Source organism: Mediterraneibacter sp. ICN-202921, from assembly GCF_037890075.1.
Classification (GTDB): Bacteria; Bacillota; Clostridia; order Lachnospirales; family Lachnospiraceae; genus Mediterraneibacter; species Mediterraneibacter massiliensis.
Genome location: NZ_JBBKBE010000004.1, coordinates 147,701 through 169,521 on the forward strand (window position 1 = coordinate 147,701; position 21,821 = coordinate 169,521).

Below are 21,821 nucleotides of genomic sequence, written 5' to 3' on the forward strand. Positions count from 1 at the left end.
GAATGTTTGGTTTAGTGTATTTCTCGGAAAAATAAAATGCAGAAGAAAGGGTGGAGAGTGTTTCCATCCTTTTTCATTTCATAGGAAATTATTTCCTATGAAATGAAAATACTACGTACGGATTACGCTGCGGTAAAAAAAGTATCATGTTGTTTCAAATGTGCTCTGTTTGTCGCATATATATAATTTAATGGGAAAGTCTGTTATAATGATGAATAAGGAGGTAAGCGGAATGAGAAAATATATAGAGTTTAGAAGATCTGCTCTGTGGACATCGGTTGTTTTCATCATACTTGGCATGGTATTGGCAATATATCCTGAGATGAGTGGGATCGTGTTTACCAGAGGACTGGCAGTGGGAACCTTGATCTATGCGGCAGTACGTTTTTATAGATGGAGAAAGGAACGGATAAAGGGGTATCTTGCAATCGGAGATTTTATGCTCGGCCTCGTATTTGGCTTCATAGGATTGCTTGGGATTTTTAGTCCTGAGACGATACTTTCTTTTTTGCCATTTGTCACGGGAGCGGCATTGATCTTGGATGGAATTGTAAAAGCGCCGGTCGTTATTGAAATGATGAAAGTGGGAAGTGCCCTGCACATTCCGATAGCATTATCAGCTGTTTTGCCGTTATTGTTCGGTGTGTTTTTAGTGGCTTTTCCATTTAAGGCGGCTGCTGCGCTGATCATGGTGTTTGGCATTTTTTTAATAGCAGATGGGGCATGTGATATTATAGGAATTATTTATTTTAAAAAATATGAACACGAGGAAAATGCATACAGAAGAGGAGAATAGGATATGTATGATTTGTGGCAATGGCTTTTATTTTTCTATATATACAGTTTCATAGGCTGGATATGGGAATCTTGCTATGTTTCAGCGCAGAAAAGAAAGTGGGTAAACCGAGGTTTTTTAAACGGACCTTTTCTTCCTATCTATGGCTGCGGGGCATTGGCAGTTTTGGTGAGCACGATACCGGTCAGAGAAAATGTGCTGCTGATTTTTGTCTTTGGAATGACAGGGGCAACTATCCTAGAATATTTCACCGGATGGGGAATGGAAAAACTTTTTAAGGTCAAATACTGGGATTACAGCAGGCAGCCCTTCAATTTGAACGGGCATATATGTCTGCTTGCTTCTCTGGGATGGGGACTTTTTTCAGTTATTATGATAAAGGGGATCCATATCCCTGTTGAAAAGGCTGTGTTGTCATTACCGGAAGTGGCAGGAGAAGCAGTAGCTTTTTGCTTTACAATATATATGAGCATAGATTTCACGGTTTCTTTCAGAGAGGCTATGGATATGAGGGAAATGCTGGAAAAACTGCAGGAAAGCAAGGATTATATACATAGAATGCAAAAAAGGCTTGAAGTAATCTCGGCAGTTGCGGCAGAGGAATACCATCAGTATCTTAAGGAGCGGGAACAGAAAAAGGCAGGACGGAAAGAGCAGTTTGCAGAGAATCTTGCAGCTATGCGTACGGTAAGAAAGAAGATGTTGGAGGAACTGTGGAATAAGGCAGAAGCACTGAAGAAAGAAAATGGCAACGTGAAGGAATGGGCAGAAATAAAAGAAGGGCTTCGAGAAGAACTTCTGAAAATGGGTGAAAGAAGGACGAAAGAATATAAAAAAGTCGTGCATCATATAAGAAGAAACCCAAAGGTGATCTCCAAGAAATACCAGGAAGTATTGGATGATATTAAGAAGCTGATGTAGGGAAGCAAATGATGTAAAGCCGGACTAAATACATATGGGTAAAAAAGAGGAAGAATGAGTGTTGTGTGCCGTATTGCACAGACACTCATTTTTTTTGACTAAAAATAGAATGAGGTGCAAAAATTGTTAAGAATAAAACAAGGAGAGTTATAAAAAAGAATAAAAATGTAATATATTTAACATTTGTTATTGACATAACAAAAATGCGGTGTTATATTTACAGTGTAGTAAATTTCAAAGATAAAAAGAGGATGACAATCAGTGTGAATTAGGAGGAATGGAAAATGTTATCAGTAAATGAATTTGCGAAGCATCTGGATTTGGCGTATTTAGCTCCGAATCTTCAGAAAAAGGACATTATTGAAGCCTGCGAGATAGCAAAAAAATATCATGTAAATGCGGTGAATGTAAATTCTTGTTGGGCAGAATTAGTCGTGAATGAACTGAAAGGAACAGATGTTGGTCCTAGTGCAGTAATTGGATTCCCGTATGGCGCAATGTCTACTAAGTCAAAGCTGTATGAACTCCAGGAGATGGTTGACCTGGGATGTACAGCATGCGATATGGTAATTAATATTGGCGCTGTGAAAGATGGAGATTGGGAACTTGTTCGTCATGAAGTGAGTGAGTTTGTTCGAATTTGTGGGGAAAATTGTGATACTAAGCTTATTTTTGAAGTTGGATTTTTAACAGATGAAGAAATTGCAAAGTTGACACAGATATGTTGTGAGTGCGGAGTAACATATGTTAAAACAGCAACGGGATCTCAGGCATTTCCAACAGAACATCAGGTAAGAATCATGAAAGAAAATCTTTCGGGAAATACAAAAATTAAAGTTTCAGGTGTACCTAGAACATTTACAATGTCAGCAGCACTGTATATGTTTGAACATCTTGGGGTCAGCCTTTGTGGAACGAGAAGCGCAGGAAGACTTGTTCAGGAATATAGTGATTATTTAAAAGAAGTAGAAACAAAATAGAATTTTAGGAGGATATTATGCAGACTGTTAATTATACACTGGCATCGCTGGTGGGTGGGAATATTCAGATTGTATCACAGGATGAAAGTTATGTAAGAAGAGCGCTTCACCAAAGTATTAGTTTTGAAGAATTTGAATTTCTTCAGAAAACAATTGATTATATTGGTGTAAGTGCAAGGTTTCGAGATGTAATCGATCTTTTTCATGTACCGGAAGGTGAAACACCGGCAGGATTTAAAATTGAATATAACATGAAAGAAAACCGTTATTTGGAGATTGACCTTGTTCGAAATATTTCATATGATAAGAACGGAAAGAAAAGACCTACTAAATTTATTTATTCAGCAGATACAGCGAATCCGTATGAAGTTGAACCGATTAAAAATCTCATTGGTAATTTAACATGCAATCCGGGTATTATTTATGATCTGTTTATTAACAATCCTGAGGCTAATGTTGGACACAAATTTAAAACAAGAAATGAGGTTATGAAAGAAATTGCGGATATATTAGGACCAGGGTGTGATATCAGTGTTGAGGTCAATAATCCGTTTGCAGACGAGAAACAGATTTTGGAAGAGGCGGAAGAATTTCGTGAAATGTTCTCTGACTATAGAATGGTTCTCAAGATTCCTCATACAGGCCCGGTTAACGCACAGAATGTGGGACAGCTGCTGGAAGGAGACAAACGCCTTTCAACACGTTGGAATGAGGCTAGTACAGCAGATTATTTAAGAGGACATAATCTGGCTCTCAAGATGAAAGAACATGGCTTTAGGATCAACTATACGCTGATGTTTGAACCATGGCAGACAGGAATGGCGCTTCAGGCAAAACCATATTTTATCAACAGTTTTGTACGGCAGCGCTTTGGGGTGACAACATATATTAATGGACTTTTAACAGCGTATCAGAAAACATTTGATGAAAGATTCCTGAAAGATCTTAGAACATTTATGATCCAGTGGGATATTCTTTCTAAAAATGATGAGGATGCAGATCTTCGCCTTGTAGAAAAAATTGCCAGAGAGACGATAGAATATAGAAAGATTAATGAAAAAGAAGGTTTTGACGGCATGGATGGCGTAAGACATAATCTGAGGATGCTTCGTAACTCAAATCTGGAAGATACAAGATTGATCATCTGCAGCATTGAAGGTTCAAGAATGTATCCGGAACTTGATAAGTTAATGGCAGAGCCGGAGTTCCAGGATATGACAGATAAGATCGTTGTCACGACAGAACCGGCATATCTTGCGCAGAATACTTCGGCACCACAGATTATTACATATCAGAGAAGATTTATGAATGCGGCAAATGGTGAGAAATAAGATTTAGAAAGGCGCCAATGCTAATTGGCGCCTTTGTGAATATTAACAGGAGGAAAAACTAAAGATGAGTAAGACCCGATTTTTTGTATTTGCTGTATATGTTGGTCTTCAATCTTTCTTACTCCAACTTGTCGATCAGCTGATCGGAGCGCGGTTAGTTCCAGGAGGAACAAAAGGATTCGTGTTTGTGGCTTTTCAAAGCTGGGCATTGTATTTTCTCTTAGGGAGCACTGTTAAAAAGGGACTAAAAGGCTTGGCGGGATATTGTATGGGGATTGTATTCGCGATCGTCATGCTTGAGGTGGGGGATATACTGGGAGAGTTGGGAATATTTGCAATTCCAGTTACAGCACTTATCATTGTTCCACTTATGATGTACTTTGAATATGCCCCGTTTTACATTAGTGATGTAGCAACGTTTTTTGTGGGAGCCGGTGCGTTCTATGGAATTTATAATTACGTAGATGAAATTACGATCATACAGGCCTCAACGATAGAAATACTGTATTGTGTATTGGGGCTGGGCAGTGGTTGGATGACGATTTTATTTAGAAACTGGTACGAAAATAAGCAATATCATTCATTAAAGTGATAAAGGAGGAAAATAGATGAGCAAACTTGATAAGCTTACACACATTAATGATATTTGTCTGTTTGTGAAAGATTTTCAGGGGGCATTGAAGTTTTATACAGAAAAATTTGGTTTTAAAATAAAGAGACTTCAGCCGGATCCAGAACATGCGAATTATGCGGAGTTTGAATTCCATGGAACTGCGGTGACATTATGGGAAAAGAAAGGTCTTTGTGAAGTTGTAGATCACAAATATATTGATGGTGATGGGCATCATTTTATGATAGCAGTTAAAGTGCCGGAACTTCAGGATGTTGATGATATTGCTGAAGAACTGATCGGAAATGGAGTAAATTGTCTTACACCTCCTACAACATATCCATTTGGATCCCGCGCAGCATATTTTCAGGATTATGAGGGAAATGTGTGGGAAGTATTTGCATGGGAAGAGGGAAATGGTCCGGGGCTTCTTTAAGGATTGCAGAAGAGCCGGAGTGAAAAGGAGGCACTTATGTCAAGAATTGCTTTGATCGTGTTAGATAGCTGTGGAGTTGGAGAACTTCCTGACGCTGCAGATTTTGGCGATACAGGAACGAATACAATCCGTCATGTAGATGAATATGTTGGCGGAATGAACATTCCAAATTTAAAAAAACTAGGATTATTTAATATAGACGATACAGGGCTGCGGCCAATTGAGGAGCCTGTAGGCTGCTTTGGCAAATCAAGAGAGAGGGGAAAAGCAAAAGATACAACAAACGGACATTTTGAGATTGCGGGACTTGTAGTAAAAACTCCGTTTAAAGTGTTTGGAGACGAGTTCCCTCAGAGAATAATTTCAGAGCTGGAAAAGCGGATCGGAACAAAAGTAATTGGAAATTATCCCGCATCGGGAACAGAAATAATTAAAGTATTGGGAGATGAACATGTTCGAACGGGATATCCTATTGTTTATCTTTCAGCAGATAGTTTGATGCAGATTGCAATGCATGAAAGTATTATCCCGCTGGAGCGGCAGTATGAAATCTGCCGGATCGCAAGAGAACTTCTGACAGGCGACGATACAGTAAGCAGGGTGATATGCAGACCTTTCACAGGTGAGAGTGGAAATTATTATCGTACAGAAAACAGAAAAGATTTCTCAATCGATCCTCCGGGAGAAACGGTATTAGACTTTTTGAAAGAAAAAGGGAAAGATGTAATTGCCGTAGGAAAGATAGAGGATATATTTAATCGGAGAGGGATCACAAAGATAGATCATACCAAAAATAATAGAGAAGGAATACAGGCAACATTAAAGTATTTGGATACAGATTATGACGGACTGCTTTTTGTGAATCTTGTGGATTTTGATATGTTATATGGACATAGGAACAATCCGAGCGGATATGCAGAAGCTTTAGAATACTTTGATAAATATCTTCCTTATATGATAGAGAAACTGGGGGAAGAGGATCTTTTGATCGTTACAGCTGACCACGGATGTGATCCGACGACACCGGGCACAGATCATACGAGAGAACATATTCCTATTTTGGTGTATGGTAAAAAGCTTAGAAAAGGAGTAAATCTCGGAGTAAGGGAGACTTTTGCAGATATAGCGGCAACTGTAGCAGAGTATTTTGGCTATGAATTTTCAACGGGAACATCGTTCCTTCAGGAAATTGTAGAATAGCAGACAGGAGGAAATATGGACAATTTTGAATTTATGTCACCGACGAAATTTATTCTTGAGAAAGATGCAGATTTGTTGTGCGGCAGCGAAGTGAAAAAGATTTCCGATAATGTCCTTTTTGTTCATTATGGAGATAATTTTACGTATGAGTCAGGACTTCATGCAAGAATAACAAAGGCTCTTGAGGAGGCGGGAGTTACGTGTTATGAATTGCCGGGAGTTGAACCAAATCCTAAGGTCGATCTTGTTCGTAAAGGTATTGAGTTATGTAAAAAACATACGATTGGCTGCATTTTGGCTGCCGGAGGAGGAAGTGTCATAGATACGGCAAAAGCAGTGGGAATCGGAGCGAAATATGATGGGGATGTCTGGGATTTCTATAGTAAAAAGGCGGTTCCGACAGGCTCACTCCCGGTAGGAACAATCATGACACTTCCTGCAACAGGAAGCGAAGGAAGTAACGGAAGTGTCATCAAGAATCCGGAAACAGGCGAAAGCGCAGATGTTATGGCGGATTTTATCAGACCGGTATTTACGCTGATGAACCCGGATCTGACACTTACGGTTCCGAAAAGACAAACGGTATTTGGAATTATCGACATGTTTTCTCATGTATTGGAAAGATATTTTTCAAGTTCTGTAAATACCTATCTGACAGATTATTTGTGCGAAGGCGTCATGAAATCGATCCTTGTCAATGCAAAAGCGCTTATGAAAGACCTCAAAGACTATAATGCCAGAGCAGAGCTTATGTGGACATCGATCGTAGCGCATAATGGACTCCTTGCAACAGGAAGAAATCAGGATTGGGCAACACATACAATAGGAGTGCAATTAGGAGCACAGTACAATTGTGTACATGGGGCAACACTTTCTGTTTTGTTCCCGAATTGGGCAAAATATGTATATAAGGAAAATCTGCCTAGATTTGTACAGTTTGCAAATCGGGTATTTGGAATAGAAATTGATCTCTATGATCAAGAAAAAACAGCGCTTGAAGGGATCGAAAAAATGGCAGAATTTTTCCATTCCATGGGAGGACCGGCAACATTAGCAGATCTTGGGGTGGAAAATGATGAAAAGATACGTCAGATGGCGGAGGACGCATGCCGGTTCGGCTCCATAGGAGGACTAAAAGCGTTAGATGCAGATGATGTCGAAGCAATTTACAGACTTTCCATGTAATACGGAATCAAGTGTTTTGGGGAGGAAAGTATGAAATACGAAATGGGTATCAGTGGCGCGATCATTGTTTCCGGACATAATGGATACGAGCCATTTATCGGTTCGGTTGCTATCAAAGGGGACAGGATCGAGAAAGTCGTAGAGGGAAGTTTGGAGAAAGAGGACTGCGGGAAATGGATCGATGGCAGTGGCAAGATTCTCATGCCGGGACTTGTGAATGCGCATTGCCATGGGGATATGACACTGGCAAGAGGCTTAGGAGATGATCTTACACTTCTTGAACAGAATGAAAAATTTGCCGACACCGAGTGGTTTTATACGCTTATAAGTGATGAAGACCGTTATTATTCCAGGCAATTAACATATTGCGAAGCACTTCTTTCTGGTACGACATTTATAATGGAGAACATGTACTGGGGACTTGGAGAAGATTCTGTTAAGGCAATGGTTGAGACGGGGATTAAAGGAGCTCTTGCAGAAGATATAAGAGTGAGTTTTGTAAGACCGGATGATTTTGTTTCAGATGCATTTTTGGAAGCATATGGGGAAGTGTGCCAAAAGAATGGAATATTGCCGATACTTGGCGGAATATCTGAAGAAGATTATGAGACGGGACGTTTAAAAAGAATTCTGGAGATCGCCCGAAAGCATGACATGAAACTTACATGCCACTTGGCAGAAAATACTTGGCGAAGAGACATGGTAAGAGAAAGATATAACACGACTGCCATTGATTATTTGTATGAGACTGACCTTCTTGGGAGTGATGTGATAGGCTCTCATGTTGTTTACGCAACTGATGAAGAAGTTAAGCAATTAAAGGAAACAGGTACAAAAGTTGTGAATACGCCGCTTTGCGAGATGAAGATCTGTGATGGCATAGCGCCTATTCCGGAAATGGTAAAGCAGGGGGTTACAGTCTGCTTAGGAACGGATGGAGGTATGTGGAACAATTCGAATGATATTTTCCGCGAAATGAAAGGAATGGCACTTCTGCATACCATCAATAGTGGAATACGAAGCCTTACAAAGAAAGAAATATTGGATATGGCAACGATCAATGGGGCGAAGTGCTTTGGATTGGAAAAAGAGATGGGTACGATCGAAGAAGGAAAGAAAGCAGACCTTCTTTTGATCGAGACAAATACTCCGCATATGCAGCCAATTCGTGTGGGAGCAAATGAAAATGTAACATCAGCAATTGTTTTTAATGCAACAGGACAAGATGTCACAGATGTGTTCGTTAACGGCAGACATGTCGTATCAAATGGAGAACTTCTTACAGTGAAGGTAGAAGAGATCATGAATAAAGTAAAAGCCGCTTCAGAGAAAATAGCGGATTATTTACAGAAACAGTAGCATGAAAAAGGAAAGGAAGGGTATTAGTATGAAGAAAAAAGTTTTATCAATGTTACTGACAGCAGCGCTCGTTATGAGTATGGTAGCAGGATGTGGTGGCGGAAAAGACAAGGCTGCCCAAGGATCCGACAAAGCGGACAACGGAGAAAAGCAGTATAAAGTAGCGCTTGTTGTCAACCAGAAATTCGGAGACAAAGCTTCCATGGACGATCTTGCAAAAGGTGCAGATCAGGCAGCAGAGGATTTTGGAGTGGAAATTAAGAAGCTGGAATCAGCTGAAGCATCTAAGTTTGAAGAAGATGTTCGTGCGATGGCAGATGCAGGATATGATCTGATCGTAACTACATATCCGTATATGACAGACGCTACAAAGCTTGTTTCACAGGAATATCCAGATACTAAATTTGCAGGCGTTTTCCAGACGATCAATCAGGGAGACGAAAAGTTTGAAAATGTCTGGGATACAGAGTTCCATGGTGAAGGCGCATTCTATCTTGGCGGATATATTGCCGGTAAACTTACAAAAGCGAACCATGTAGGGTTCATCGTTGGAGGAGAAGAACCAACACCGAATGCTGAGGGGAATGGCTTTATGATGGGAGTTCTTGCGGCTAATCCAGAGGCAACAGTTGAGTTCGCCTATGTAGGAAGTTATGAAGATCCGGCTAAGGCAAAAGAAATTGCAAGCGCTATGATTTCTCAGGGATGTGATGTGCTTCAGACAGATTCTGGCGCCTCAAATGCAGGTGTTGTAGAAGCAAGTAAGGATGCCGGTATTCTCTGCGCAGGTGAAATTACAGATTATTATGATGCATATGAAGGCTTCTATGGAATCGAAGGAATCGGTTTTGGGGATACAGCATATAAAGCAATTGAAATGCTGATCAACGACAACTTTGAAGGTGGAACACATGGTATCCGTGATCTTACAAATGGTGGATACTTTATGGATTGGGATTCTTTCAATAGATTTGCAGATGCAAATGAAGAGTACAGCGAAGTCATGAAAGCAGCGATCGCAGATGCTCAGAGCTTAGAGGAACAGATCAAAGACGGAAGTCTCGAGATCCCGTTTGACACAGAAGTACCAAGCTGGGACAGAATAAAGACAACATACGGTAAATAAAAATCATATGTAAATAGTCCCCGCTTGCGTGTATATACACAATATGGCGGGGACGTCTATAAGACACAGATACAAAAGAGGCTGAACACGCATAGCAGTGGAAGGAGAACTGACATGGAAGAAAATGTAAACAGGGCATCGGCTCCAAAAGCAGAGAATGAAGGGGTGTATCATCTTCAGTTGAAAAAGGGAGACGTACCACCGTACGTAATATTACCTGGAGCGCCAGAAAGAACCGTTAAAATAGCTAAAAATTGGGAAAATGTAAAAGAAGTTGCATCCTACAGAGAATATAAAACAGTAACAGGAACATATAAAGGCGCAGAATTAGCTTGTACATCAACAGGAATCGGAGGTCCGAGTTCAGAGATTTGTCTTCACGAGTTAAATACATTAGGCGTTCATACCTGCATTCGTGTGGGCACAACAGGGTGTATCGTACCAGAGTTTGATCTTGGAGATTTGATCATACCGGTTGCGGCATATAGAAAAGATGGGACGTCTGCTACATATGTAGAGCCAGAATTTCCGGCGTTTGCAAATCCTTATGTTGTAATGGCGCTGATCGAGGCGTGTGAAAGACTTGGTTTTAGATACGGACTTGGTCTGGATTATACGGTTGGTTCCTTTTATATCGGACAAGGAAGACCTCTGAATGAAGATGGATCAGGATACTGGCCGTCATTTGCAGAAAAAATCATTCCGGACCTGCAATCAGCCGGTGTTACGAATATTGAAATGGAGACATCCGGTCAGCTTGTTGTAGGGTATCTTCACGGAATGAGAATGGGAGCAATTCTTTCTGTGATTTCTAACCGTGTTCTCGACAGATGGGGAGACAACGGCGGTGAAGAAAAAGCTTGTTTGGCAGCAGCTGAAGCAATGAAAATACTTCAGGAGTGGGATGAATCAGGGGAAGTTAAACTGAGTGCAAAACTGAAGAGATAAAAAGAGGGTGGACTTATGGCAACAGCAGTAGAAATGTTGAATATATCTAAATTTTATCCCGGTGTGGTTGCGACAGACAATGTATCTTTGCGTGTAGATGAAGGGCAGATACTTGGCTTGATCGGAGAAAACGGAGCGGGAAAATCTACTATGATGAACATGCTTTACGGTATGACAGAACCGGATATCGGTGAGATCAGATTGTTTGGAAAAAAAGTACGAATCCAGTCTCCTAATATGGCGATAAAATTAGGGATAGGAATGGTGCATCAGCATTTCATGCTGATGCCAAATCTGACCGTACTTCAGAATATTATTCTTGGAAATACGCCGACAAAAAACGGCTTGATCGACGTGAAAACGGCGAAAGAAAAAATAGAAGAGATCATGAAAAAGTATGATCTTCCGGTCAATCTTGATGAGAAGATCTACCAGCTGTCAGTAGGTGAAAAGCAGCGAGTCGAGATAATCAAAGCGCTTTACAGGGATGCAAAAGTGCTGATCATGGATGAACCGACGGCAGTCTTGACACCGACGGAGACAGATAAACTGTTAGTTGTATTAAAACAATTAAAAGCGCAGGGCTGTGCAATTATTTTTATCACGCATAAATTGAGAGAAGTTATGGCTATTACGGATAAAATCGTTGTAATGCGTAAAGGTCTTGTAACAGGTGCGCTCGACACAGCAGAAGCACATACAGATGGTCTGTCTAATATGATGGTTGGCCGTAAAGTAAATTTAGAGATCCCCAGAAAAGAATATGATCCAGGAGAAACTGTGCTTGAAGTTGAGGGCTTGAAAGCGCTCAATCAGAGAGGGCTTCCGGCGCTTAGAGGTGTAGATCTCAAAGTGCATAGAGGAGAAATTGTCGGAATCGCAGGAGTAGAGGGAAATGGACAGACAGAGCTGATCGAAACGATTTCAGGGATGCTCAAACCAACAGAGGGGAAAGTGCTGTTCAAAGGTGAAGACATAACCGAGTATTCCGTAAGAAAACGTAGAGAAGACGGAATGTCGCATATACCGGAAGATCGTTTGAAAATGGGAAGTGCAAAAGATTGCACGATCAGAGATAATCTTATCTTAAACAGATATTATCAGAAACCATATTGTAAAATGGGGATTTTAAACAGTGGAAAATTACATGATATGTCTGAACAATTATGCAGAGACTTTGGCGTAAAAACCCCTGACTCTGATTATCAGTTGGGGACATTGTCAGGCGGAAATATGCAGAAAGTAATTTTTGCAAGGGAGATGGAGGCAAATCCGGATCTTTTGATAGCAGCACAGCCGACAAGAGGAGTAGATATCGGAGCCATTGAATCTATTCATAAGAAAATTGTAGAAGTTCGTGACTCAGACAGAGGTGTTCTTCTTGTAAGCGCTGAATTAGATGAAATATTATCTCTTTCTGATAGAATTCTTGTTATGTATGAAGGGGAAATTATGGCAGAATTCTTAAGGGGAGAGGCAGATGAAAGAAAGATCGCAGTATATATGACCGGTGCAAAGAGACAGGAAAAAGGTGGTGAGAGCAATGGAGAATAAGAAAAAAAGTAAAATTATTTCGGCTCTTGGAATAGTGGGCAAGCAAGTAGGCTTGATCATTGTAGCTCTGTTGCTTGCGACAATCTTCCTTGCAGCTTCTGACTACGATCCGTTTGCTATTATACGTGGTATATGGAACAGTATGACTTCGGACATTGCAGGTACGATCCGTTGGATGACACCGTTAGCTCTTGCCGGTCTTGCAGTATGTGTGACATATAAAGCGAAAGTGTTTAATCTGGGCGTTGACGGCCAGCTGTACATGGGAGCGGCGGCAGCAACAGCAGTGGCGGTGAATCTTCCCGTTGATCTTAATCAGGGAGTATCTGTTGTAGTTGTATTTTTTGCGGCTATGCTTGCAGGCGCCGCATTTGCGATGATACCGGCTCTTATGAAAGTGTATCTGAATACAAATGAAATAGTATCCACTTTGCTGCTGAATTTTATTGCAGAATTATTTATTGAATATCTGGTAACGGGCCCTCTTAGAGACCCGGCAGAAGGAACCAACTTAAACGCAAGTGCGGTCCTTCCGGAAAATACTTGGCTGCCGCGGCTTTCCTGGCTCCATCCATCTTCTGCTAATATAGGATTTTATATCGCGATCATCGTAATGGTGGTGTTAGCATTTGTATTTTTTAAAACATCATTTGGTCATGAGATCAAGATCGTTGGTTCGAATCCAGTACTTGCGAGATATTCTGGTATGAAGCCTAAAAAAACGATCATTCAGGTTATGGCGATCAGCGGCGCTATTGGAGGGATTATCGGTGCAATAGAAGTGACGGCAGTACAGCATAGACTGCTTGCTGGTTTCAACCCTGATTTTGGTATGACAGGAATTGTTGTCTCGCTCTTGGCAAATAATAATCCGATCGGTGTGTTCTTTTCAGGCGCTTTCTTTGGAGCTCTTCATAATGGCGGTATCAATATGGAACGTATCACCGATGTGCCGTCAGCAGTTACGGATATTGTAACAGGTATTATATTCTTGACGATTGGAGCAAAATTTGTGCTTCCGAAGATAAAAAAAGCAATTGCAGCAAAAAAATCTGAGAATAAAGGAGGAAAAACGGTATGAATGTAGCAGTTATTACAGATACTTTAGCATCCATGATCAGGATTGCGACTCCTTTGATGCTCATGGCTCTTGGCGGTCTGTTGTGTGACAGAGCGGGCGTATTTAACATTGCTATGGAAGGGTTTGCTCTCGTGGGCGCTTTTGCGGCAGTTGCGGCAGTGCAGTTTTCAGGAGGCAGTGTTTGGATGGGACTTTTGGCAGCAATCCTGGTAGGCGCATTATACAGCGCGCTTTTCGGCTTGTTTGTTACGAAATTTAAAGCAGATAATATTATCGCTTCTATTGCGATGAATACGTTAGGCGCAGGTTTAACATCCTATCTTCTGAGAGCTATTTTTGGAGTGCAGGGTGCATTTGCGCCAGATAAAATAAATAAATTACCGATGATCCAAATTCCGATCATTAAAGATATTCCTATTTTGAAATGTATTAGCGGGCAGAGTATCGTGACGTATTTTACGGTACTATTGATCATTGCTATTTTCATTATGTTGTTCCGCACAAAAACAGGACTTGCAGTTTGTGCAGTTGGGGAATCGGATGTAGCAGCAAGAACAGCAGGTATAAAACCAGAACTGGTCAAATGGAAAGTGATTTTGATATCTGGAGCACTGTCAGGACTTGCAGGAGCCTATTTATCTACAATTTCCGTATCCCAGTTCTCGGAAAATATGATCCAAGGACGTGGTTTTACAGCATTTACAGCCTATGTATTTGGTGGATCACATCCAATATTTGCATCACTGGTATCTTTATTGTTTGGACTTGCAGAGGCGATCGGAATCCGAATCGAACTTATGGGGATGGATATTTCCCCATCCATTATCAGCATGTTCCCATATATGCTTGCAATCGCGGCACTTGCGGTTAGTTCTTATATGATGAAGCGGAAACTGAAAGGTACTGTGAAAATGAAAAAGAAAAAGGAGAAGTTAGCATGAAAGAGCAAACAGCAATAAATGCCATAAGAATTTTGTCGGCTGACGCAATTCAAAAGGCAAAATCAGGACATCCGGGGCTTCCTTTGGGAGCAGCTCCTATTGCATATGAGTTATGGGCGCATCACATGTCCCATAATCCTAAAAATCCTAAATGGATGAATCGGGATAGATTTATTTTATCGGCGGGACATGGTTCGGCTATGTTGTATTCGCTGCTTCATCTTTTCGGGTATGGGGAATTAAGTGTGGAAGATTTAAAGCAGTTCCGTCAACTTGATTCTCTTACACCAGGACATCCGGAATATCGCCATACGGTTGGAGTGGAAGCTACAACTGGTCCTTTGGGAGCCGGATTGGGGATGGCGGTAGGAATGGCTATGGCGGAGAAATATCTTGCAGCGAAATTTAACAAAGAAAATTATCCGGTAATAGACCATTATACCTATGTTTTGTGTGGAGACGGCTGTCTTATGGAAGGAATTTCATCTGAGGTGATGTCTCTTGCGGGAACATTAGGGCTTGGAAAGTTGATCGTACTTTATGATTCAAACTCTATTACTATAGAAGGAGGAACAGATCTTGCGTTTACAGAAGATGTGACGAAACGTTTTGAGGCATTTGGTTTTCGTACATATACTGTGCAAGATGGAAATGATATAGAAGCCGTAGGAAGAGCAATAGAAAAAGCCAAAGAGGAATCGGATAAACCAGCCTTTATTAAGATTACTACCAAGATTGGATATGGTGTTCCTGCAAAAGAGGGGAAAGCCTGTGCGCATGGAGAACCTCTTGGAGAAGAAAACGTAAAAATTTTAAGAAAAACATTAAATTGGCCATGTGAAGAGCCTTTTAAGATTCCGGATGAGGTATATGATTTCTACAAAGAATTGGCATCTCAGGGTGAAGAAAAAGAAACTGTTTGGAATGCGATGATGGAAGAGTACGCAAGAGAATATCCGGACTTAAAGGCAGAGTTAGAGCGCTGGTTTGATGAAGATCGTGAAGATAACTTGATCGAGGACGTTGATTTCTGGAAGAGAGAAGGAAAGGCAGAGGCTACAAGAAGTATTTCTGGTAAGGCGTTGAATTATATCAAAGATAAGATGCCAAATCTTGTTGGAGGATCTGCTGATTTAGGACCATCGAATAAAACGATCATGAGTGAAGCAGGGGAATTCTCTAAGGAAACACCTGACGGAAGAAATATTCATTTTGGAGTGCGTGAAATTGGAATGACTGCAATTGCGAACGGAATGCTTCTGCATGGTGGTTTAAAAACATATACGGCTACATTTTTTGTTTTTGTTGACTATATGAAACCTATGCTTCGCTTATCCTCTTTGATGCAGATTCCGCAGATCGCAGTACTTTCTCATGACAGTATCGGCGTTGGGGAAGATGGACCGACACATGAACCGATAGAACAGCTTGCAATGCTTCGTTCCATGCCGAACATGTATGTATTCCGTCCTGCTGATGAAATCGAGACAAAAGCGGCATGGTATACTGCAGTGACATCAAAACGAACGCCGACGTGTCTTGTGGTTTCCAGACAGAATCTTCCAGTACTTGCGGGGACGTCAAAAGATGCCCTTTTTGGAGGATATGTGCTCAGAAAGGAGAAAAAATCGGAAGCAGATCTGTTAATGTTTGCAACTGGTTCAGAAGCAGGCCTTGCAGTAGAAGCAGCGGAGAAACTTGAAGAACAAGGAATTTCAGCCAGAGTAGTAAGTATGCCGTGTATGGAATTGTTTGAGGAGCAGACGAAAGAATATAAGGAATCCGTAATTCCTGCAAATGTGAAAAAACGCGTTGCGATAGAAGCGGGCTGCAGCATGCCATGGTACAAGTATGCAGGAATTGATGGCTGCTTTGTTACAATGGACACATTCGGGGCGTCTGCACCGGCAGGACAACTATTTGAAAAGTATGGATTTTCAGTAGATAATGTGGTTACAACAATAGAAAATTATATGAGAAATAAGTAAATCACTGCTTTTAAAGAGTTATAAAGCGTGATATAATCAAATAAGAATTTATGGGGAAAGATCTTTGATCTGCACGGTTGTAACAGGGAGTAGGAGAGAATGTGAGTAGAAAAGAAGAACGATTGAATCAAGTGGTTGATATTCTGAAAAAACGGAATAGTGCGACAATTAAAGAATTAGCGGTCTTATTGGATGTTTCTGAGATGACGATTCGCAGAGATATGGAAATGCTTAAAGCAAAGGGAATTATACTGGATATTCCCGGAGTGGCTGTTTTAAATGCTTCTGCAGCAGATGAGGCAGATAAATATTTATTGTCTATGGCAACTACATTTCATGCAAAAGAAAAAGAACGCATAGGACGATATGCGGCGACGCTGATACATGATGATGATTGTATTGTCATTGACAATGGATCCACAACAGAATGTCTGGCGGATAATATAGGACCGGATAAGAAAATTTCTGTTTTTACATGCAACCTGAACATTGTAAATAAGGTATGTAATCATCCGAATGTTTCGATTATTTTTGGCGGAGGATATTACCATCCGGATACAACTTTGTTTGAATGTGAGGAAAGCATTGCATTGTTAAAAAAAGTGCGTGCAACGAAAGCTTTTCTTTCGGCAGCAGGCGTGCATGAGTCGATGGGGATTACCGGGATGAATAGTTATGAACTGACAATAAAACGAGAATTGATTCAAACAGGAGCAGAAAAGATCTTATTAGTTGATTCAAGTAAATTTGGATTGATAAAACCGTGGTTTATAACAGATTTGGAGATATTTGACCGTATAATCACCGATACGGACATTACACAAGAGTGGGTAGAAATTATAGAAAAAAAAGATATTATGCTGGATATTGTATAGCATGATATCTGGGGCAGAATGGAGATATTTTGCCGATCACGAAAATACAAAATCGCTGTATCACAATCAATATAAGGGATACAGCGATTTTGTATGTGCTGTGTTTAGCAAGGAAATTATGTCCTCGCCCCAATTTTCGGGCACCCAAATCGTTCCATGGCGTTGTTAATTCATTTAACAACCGGAGCGCTTTTTTATGAGCGCCGGAATCGAACACCTAACTATATACACAATATTTTTTTCGCGTTTCATCTATGTAATCATCTATGTATTTTATAAAAACATCTCTTCTGCGCATTTTTCCATTTTTTATCTTCCATATGTATAGATTTATCATAATACGCATTTTTATAAATCTACAAGGAAATAATACAATTAACATGTTTCTTTGATCTAGTAAGTTAAAAAGAAGGTCTGCATAAACAAAAATTTGCCTGCATAGATTGTAAAAAACGAGTGTGGGAGAGCATCCTTGAAAGATTACATAGAAGAACGGGCGATGGAAATAGCGAACTATATTATTCAGGAGAAAGCGACAGTAAGGCAGACGGCAAAAAAGTTCGGGATAAGTAAATCTACGGTACATAAAGATGTAACAGAAAGGCTTTTGCTGATCAATCCGCCATTGGCAAAGGAAGCAAGGAAAGTTCTGGATATGAATAAATCGGAACGTCATATACGCGGAGGACTTGCGACTAGAGAAAAATATCTCCACCAGCATGAACTTATGGTATAATGAATACAAGATGTACAGCGGAAACAACAAGGACTGGCTCCGGACATGGCAAAAGCGATGCCGGAGCCGATTTTATATAGTGAAGAAATACAATATAAGAGAAAGGCATGGGGAGGCTCCATGAAAAAGGATAGAACTTTAAGAAAAAGGCTGCTGCGAGGGTTTATCTTTGCGGCGCTGATCCCGGTTATGATTTTTGCACTTTTTTCTCAGATAAATTTTTGGAGAGGAATGAAAGCAGACATGGAGAGGCAGATAAAGCATAATCTGCTGACTTCAGAGCGATGTCTGAATATGATGCTGGATAAATATGGAACACTTATGTATGATTTCAGTACGGATGAAAAGATAACAGAGTCTGTCCGTGTTTTGGCAGAAGGAGAAAATAAGGATAAACGTGAAGCCGTCCAGAGAGAAATGCGCCATATTTGTGTTGGTAACGCAGAAGTAATGGGTATCACTGTTCAAACGGTCAATGGAAACAGAATCTCATATGACCAGTTTAACAATATGAAGGACAGTGATACGTGGCTAAAAAGTACAGGGATTCCTGCGATAGAAGAAAATGAAATTTATTATGGAACAGCAGTTTATATAGCAGAAAGCGGAAAAGAAATTCCCTTATTTGAGATCGCGGCAAATATTATTTCAGGCGGCGAAGTGGTAGGAAAAGTGATTTTTAGTATCCGTGAGAAAGCTGTGCAGGATGCGTTGACAGCGGGGATAGACATAGAAAGCTACCTTTTGGATGGAAAGCAGATCATCAGTGCGGCGGATACATCTTTGATAGGGAAAAAGTTAGAAGATGTGAAGGTGGAAACAAATCGTTATACAGAAAAGGAAAATAAAATGAGCGGTTTTACGATCTGTAATGTACAGCCGCTCTCTGTTTATGATCATATGATAGAGCGACAGATCCTGCTTTTGGTTTGTATTGCGGTTATTGTGACGATTGTTATGTTCCTGCTGATTTCTTTTATGACGAAACCGTATCTGTGGGAGGTAGAAGAGTGGATGTCTGCGATGAACCGTGTAGAAAAGGGAGATTTTTCAGTTAAAATAGCAGGTGGTAAAAAAATGCCTGAGGAGATACAAAAGATAGAGAATGGATTCAATGACATGGTTGCGCATATGGAAGATCTGATGGAACAGGTAAAACAAGCTGTCGTAGAGCAGAAAAATGCGGAATTATATGCATTAGAGGCGCAGATAGATCCGCATTTTCTATACAATACGCTAGATACGATTAATTGGAAGGCGATTGAAAACGGACAGTATGAAATCAGCGAAATGGTAGGTGCTCTGGCAGACATATTGCGATATACGGTATATAATATGGGTGGGACGACGACTGTTTGCCAGGAGTTAGGATGGCTGAATCAATATATTCTTTTGCAGGATGCGAAAAAAGGAAAAAAGATAGAAGTCAGGCTTCGGGTGCCAGAAAAATTTTTAGGATATAAAATCCATAAACTGATTCTGCAGCCACTAGTGGAAAATGCAATCCGCCATGGTTTTACAGGAAAAGAAGAAAAAGATATTCTCGTGATACAGATGAAGGAATCTGAAGATCAGTTACATATTATAATCGTGAACAACGGAGAAACCATCCCTCCAGAGACTTTAGAAAAGTTAAATGATGAAAATACAGAATTAGACGGGCATATGGGGGTTGGAAACGTAAGAAAGCGGTTGAAATTATATTATGGAGAAAAAGCAGCTCTTTATTTTGAAAGTGAAGAAGACAGTTATACCAAAGTACATCTGTTCATACCGGTAAAGGAGGAAAACACATGCGGATTATAATCGTGGAAGATGAACTGCTTATCCGGGAAGGACTGGCAAAACTCCTTGTCAGGATTAATCCGGATTATGAGTTGGTTGGAACAGCGGGAGATGGCATAGAAGGGTATGGACTAATCCGTGACAAGAAGCCCGATCTGGTCATTCTAGATATATATATGCCTAAAATGGACGGACTGGAAATGCTAAAAAGGATCAGACAGGAAAATATAGAATGCAGATTTTTAGTACTGACAGCACATTCTGATTTTAATTATGCGAAACAGGCAATCGAACTTGGAATTGAAAACTATCTTTTGAAACCGATCAAAGTAGCAGAATTAAAGAAAGCACTCTATCAGATAGAAGAAAAGATGCTGCGCGAGCAAAGTAAGGAGTCGGCATTTTCTCTGGATAACATTTTTATGGGATGTTTAAACGGACAACTTCATCCGACGGATGCTTTTCATCAGATGACAAAGGAAAAGTATGGCTTTACTGTAGAAGAAAATGCCGCCTTGTTTATAGTCTGGATGGGAAACCAATATCATAAACTAAAGCGGGAAGCGAAACTACAAATGGAAAGGGTAGCAGATCATGTGCTGGATTTTTCTATACATAGCGTAGAAGCGGATGCGTGGGACTCTCTGATCATGATCATATATAGAATAACAGACAAAAAGTCAAAATATGAATATTTTCAAAAATCGGTTGTCCCAGTTCTGTGCAGGGCTCTGCAATGTCCCTTGATCTGCATTTGGAGAGAAATGGACCATATGATAAATATGGCAGGAGAATTGCAGATAATACAAAGAGAAAGAGAATGGAATCTTTTGTTTGACCGCGGTGCGTTGATACGTAAAGAGGATATTGACGCGATTCATCCGCTGCCTGTAAAGTATCCTCTTGAACTGGAAGAACAAGGGAAGCAGGCTGTATTAAATAATGATCGGGAGAAAATACGGAAATGCTATTATAAATTATATGATTATCTTCGGAGCGACCCACATGAGCCAAAAGCAATAAAAGAGACGCTTATTCGCTATAATTTATTTATTGTCAATACATATAAGACGATAAAAGAATTGGAATCTGAGCTGGAGATACAGGGAGTCATGGGGAGGATCGCGGATGCGATCAGCTGGGAACAAATACGAAGGGCAATGGAAAAATTTTTCCGGATCCTTCTCCTAGATTCGCAAGAGGAGGAAGGAGACGCCCAGTTAAGTGTACTGGTCAAAAAAGCAAAAAAACTGATGAGGCGATACTATGATCAAGGAATTACACTGGAGGAGATCGCTGACCGTCTGTTTGTATCAGAAGAATATTTAAGTCAGCAGCTGAAAAAGGAAACAGGTGTAAGTTTCAGTGAGACGATGCGAAAATACAGGATAGAGAAAGTAAAACAGCTTCTTTTGAATACGCATTTGAAATTGAATCAGATTGCAGAGCTTGCGGGATATTCAGATCCTAAATATATGAGCAGGGTGTTTAAAGAGGAGGTAGGAGTGCTCCCAAATGAATTTCGAAAGTTAGTTCATTAAAAATTTCCCCCTTTTTTAGAAATTTCTTCCTTTTCATTAGCGAATTATGTGCTATGATACGAAAGACTTCAAAGAGATAACAGAATATGTACCTTGCCGGACGAATTCCGTCTGCCTGAAAGGCATGTATTACGAGGCGCCGGAAGGGTATACTATAGGAGAAGTGAAAAAGAGGAGAGATGATCATGTGTGAAATGAAAATTACATTTAAAAATCCAGAGGAAATTCTTGATTTTGTAAACACAGTTTCCAAATATGATTTTGATATGGATCTGAAGAAGGGCAGAGTTGTTGTAGATGCAAAGTCTTTACTAGGTATTATGCATCTTGGGATCAATAATATAATCGAATTGCAGGTCTATGAGGATAATTGTGAAGAACTAACACAAGAGATTTCCAAGTATGCTGCATAGGACTGCTTGTTTGAT

The 21,821-nt window shown here is 40.3% G+C and carries 20 protein-coding genes; all 20 read left to right on the forward strand.

Annotated elements, in window-relative coordinates:
- Positions 1–232 precede the first annotated feature (232 nt).
- The 20 genes from WKT01_RS05270 to WKT01_RS05365 all read left to right on the forward strand — a co-directional run bounded on the left by WKT01_RS05270 (position 233) and on the right by WKT01_RS05365 (position 21,806).
- Positions 233–796 carry an HdeD family acid-resistance protein gene (locus tag WKT01_RS05270; RefSeq protein WP_059067361.1) on the forward strand — a complete coding sequence of 188 codons (564 nt, stop codon included), beginning with the start codon at positions 233–235 and terminating at the stop codon, positions 794–796.
- A 3-nt stretch (positions 797–799) separates the two neighbouring features.
- On the forward strand, positions 800–1,717 hold the full coding sequence (locus WKT01_RS05275) for a putative ABC transporter permease (protein ID WP_340311573.1): 918 nt from the start codon (positions 800–802) through the stop codon (positions 1,715–1,717).
- Between the two features lie 284 nt (positions 1,718–2,001).
- Positions 2,002–2,697 carry a deoxyribose-phosphate aldolase gene (gene deoC / locus WKT01_RS05280; protein WP_117975120.1) on the forward strand — a complete coding sequence of 232 codons (696 nt, stop codon included), beginning with the start codon at positions 2,002–2,004 and terminating at the stop codon, positions 2,695–2,697.
- 17 nt (positions 2,698–2,714) lie between these two features.
- The gene (locus WKT01_RS05285) at positions 2,715–4,028 is read left to right on the forward strand and encodes a transaldolase family protein (RefSeq protein WP_117975121.1); all 1,314 of its coding nucleotides are present in this window, start codon (positions 2,715–2,717) and stop codon (positions 4,026–4,028) included.
- A gap of 64 nt (positions 4,029–4,092) precedes the next feature.
- Positions 4,093–4,620, forward strand: a complete 528-nt coding sequence (locus WKT01_RS05290) for a DUF1097 domain-containing protein (RefSeq protein ID WP_117975122.1) — start codon at positions 4,093–4,095, stop codon at positions 4,618–4,620.
- A gap of 16 nt (positions 4,621–4,636) precedes the next feature.
- Entirely contained in the window at positions 4,637–5,074 is a 438-nt protein-coding gene (locus WKT01_RS05295) for a VOC family protein (protein ID WP_117975123.1), read from the forward strand.
- A gap of 36 nt (positions 5,075–5,110) precedes the next feature.
- Positions 5,111–6,274, forward strand: coding sequence for a phosphopentomutase (locus WKT01_RS05300; protein ID WP_117975124.1), 1,164 nt, complete (start codon positions 5,111–5,113; stop codon positions 6,272–6,274).
- Positions 6,275–6,289: 15 nt separating this feature from the next.
- Entirely contained in the window at positions 6,290–7,459 is a 1,170-nt protein-coding gene (locus WKT01_RS05305) for an iron-containing alcohol dehydrogenase (protein WP_117975125.1), read from the forward strand.
- Between the two features lie 30 nt (positions 7,460–7,489).
- Positions 7,490–8,818: an amidohydrolase family protein gene (locus WKT01_RS05310; RefSeq protein WP_340311574.1), complete on the forward strand. Its 1,329-nt coding sequence runs from the start codon at positions 7,490–7,492 to the stop codon at positions 8,816–8,818.
- A 28-nt stretch (positions 8,819–8,846) separates the two neighbouring features.
- On the forward strand, positions 8,847–9,944 hold the full coding sequence (locus WKT01_RS05315) for a BMP family ABC transporter substrate-binding protein (protein WP_340311575.1): 1,098 nt from the start codon (positions 8,847–8,849) through the stop codon (positions 9,942–9,944).
- A gap of 114 nt (positions 9,945–10,058) precedes the next feature.
- Positions 10,059–10,892 carry a nucleoside phosphorylase gene (locus WKT01_RS05320; protein ID WP_059067383.1) on the forward strand — a complete coding sequence of 278 codons (834 nt, stop codon included), beginning with the start codon at positions 10,059–10,061 and terminating at the stop codon, positions 10,890–10,892.
- Between the two features lie 15 nt (positions 10,893–10,907).
- Positions 10,908–12,446, forward strand: a complete 1,539-nt coding sequence (locus WKT01_RS05325) for an ABC transporter ATP-binding protein (RefSeq protein ID WP_059067385.1) — start codon at positions 10,908–10,910, stop codon at positions 12,444–12,446.
- Positions 12,436–13,527 carry an ABC transporter permease gene (locus WKT01_RS05330; protein ID WP_059067387.1) on the forward strand — a complete coding sequence of 364 codons (1,092 nt, stop codon included), beginning with the start codon at positions 12,436–12,438 and terminating at the stop codon, positions 13,525–13,527. Before WKT01_RS05325 ends, WKT01_RS05330 begins: the two co-directional genes overlap by 11 nt.
- A complete protein-coding gene (locus WKT01_RS05335) occupies positions 13,524–14,468 on the forward strand; it encodes an ABC transporter permease (protein ID WP_059067389.1) in 945 nt (314 codons plus the stop codon). Before WKT01_RS05330 ends, WKT01_RS05335 begins: the two co-directional genes overlap by 4 nt.
- Entirely contained in the window at positions 14,465–16,456 is a 1,992-nt protein-coding gene (gene tkt, locus WKT01_RS05340) for a transketolase (RefSeq protein ID WP_340311576.1), read from the forward strand. Before WKT01_RS05335 ends, tkt begins: the two co-directional genes overlap by 4 nt.
- Positions 16,457–16,557: 101 nt before the next feature.
- Positions 16,558–17,331 (forward strand): DeoR/GlpR family DNA-binding transcription regulator, encoded by a 774-nt coding sequence (locus tag WKT01_RS05345; protein WP_059067393.1) that lies wholly within the window; start codon positions 16,558–16,560, stop codon positions 17,329–17,331.
- A 472-nt stretch (positions 17,332–17,803) separates the two neighbouring features.
- A complete protein-coding gene (gene spoIIID / locus WKT01_RS05350; protein ID WP_059067406.1) occupies positions 17,804–18,067 on the forward strand; it encodes a sporulation transcriptional regulator SpoIIID in 264 nt (87 codons plus the stop codon).
- Positions 18,068–18,112: 45 nt separating this feature from the next.
- Positions 18,113–19,873: a sensor histidine kinase gene (locus WKT01_RS05355; protein ID WP_270395487.1), complete on the forward strand. Its 1,761-nt coding sequence runs from the start codon at positions 18,113–18,115 to the stop codon at positions 19,871–19,873.
- Positions 19,861–21,393, forward strand: coding sequence for a response regulator (locus tag WKT01_RS05360; RefSeq protein ID WP_340311577.1), 1,533 nt, complete (start codon positions 19,861–19,863; stop codon positions 21,391–21,393). The genes WKT01_RS05355 and WKT01_RS05360 overlap by 13 nt, the downstream gene beginning before the upstream one ends.
- 185 nt (positions 21,394–21,578) lie before the next feature.
- On the forward strand, positions 21,579–21,806 hold the full coding sequence (locus WKT01_RS05365) for an HPr family phosphocarrier protein (RefSeq protein WP_059067410.1): 228 nt from the start codon (positions 21,579–21,581) through the stop codon (positions 21,804–21,806).
- The last annotated feature ends 15 nt before the right edge of the window (positions 21,807–21,821 follow it).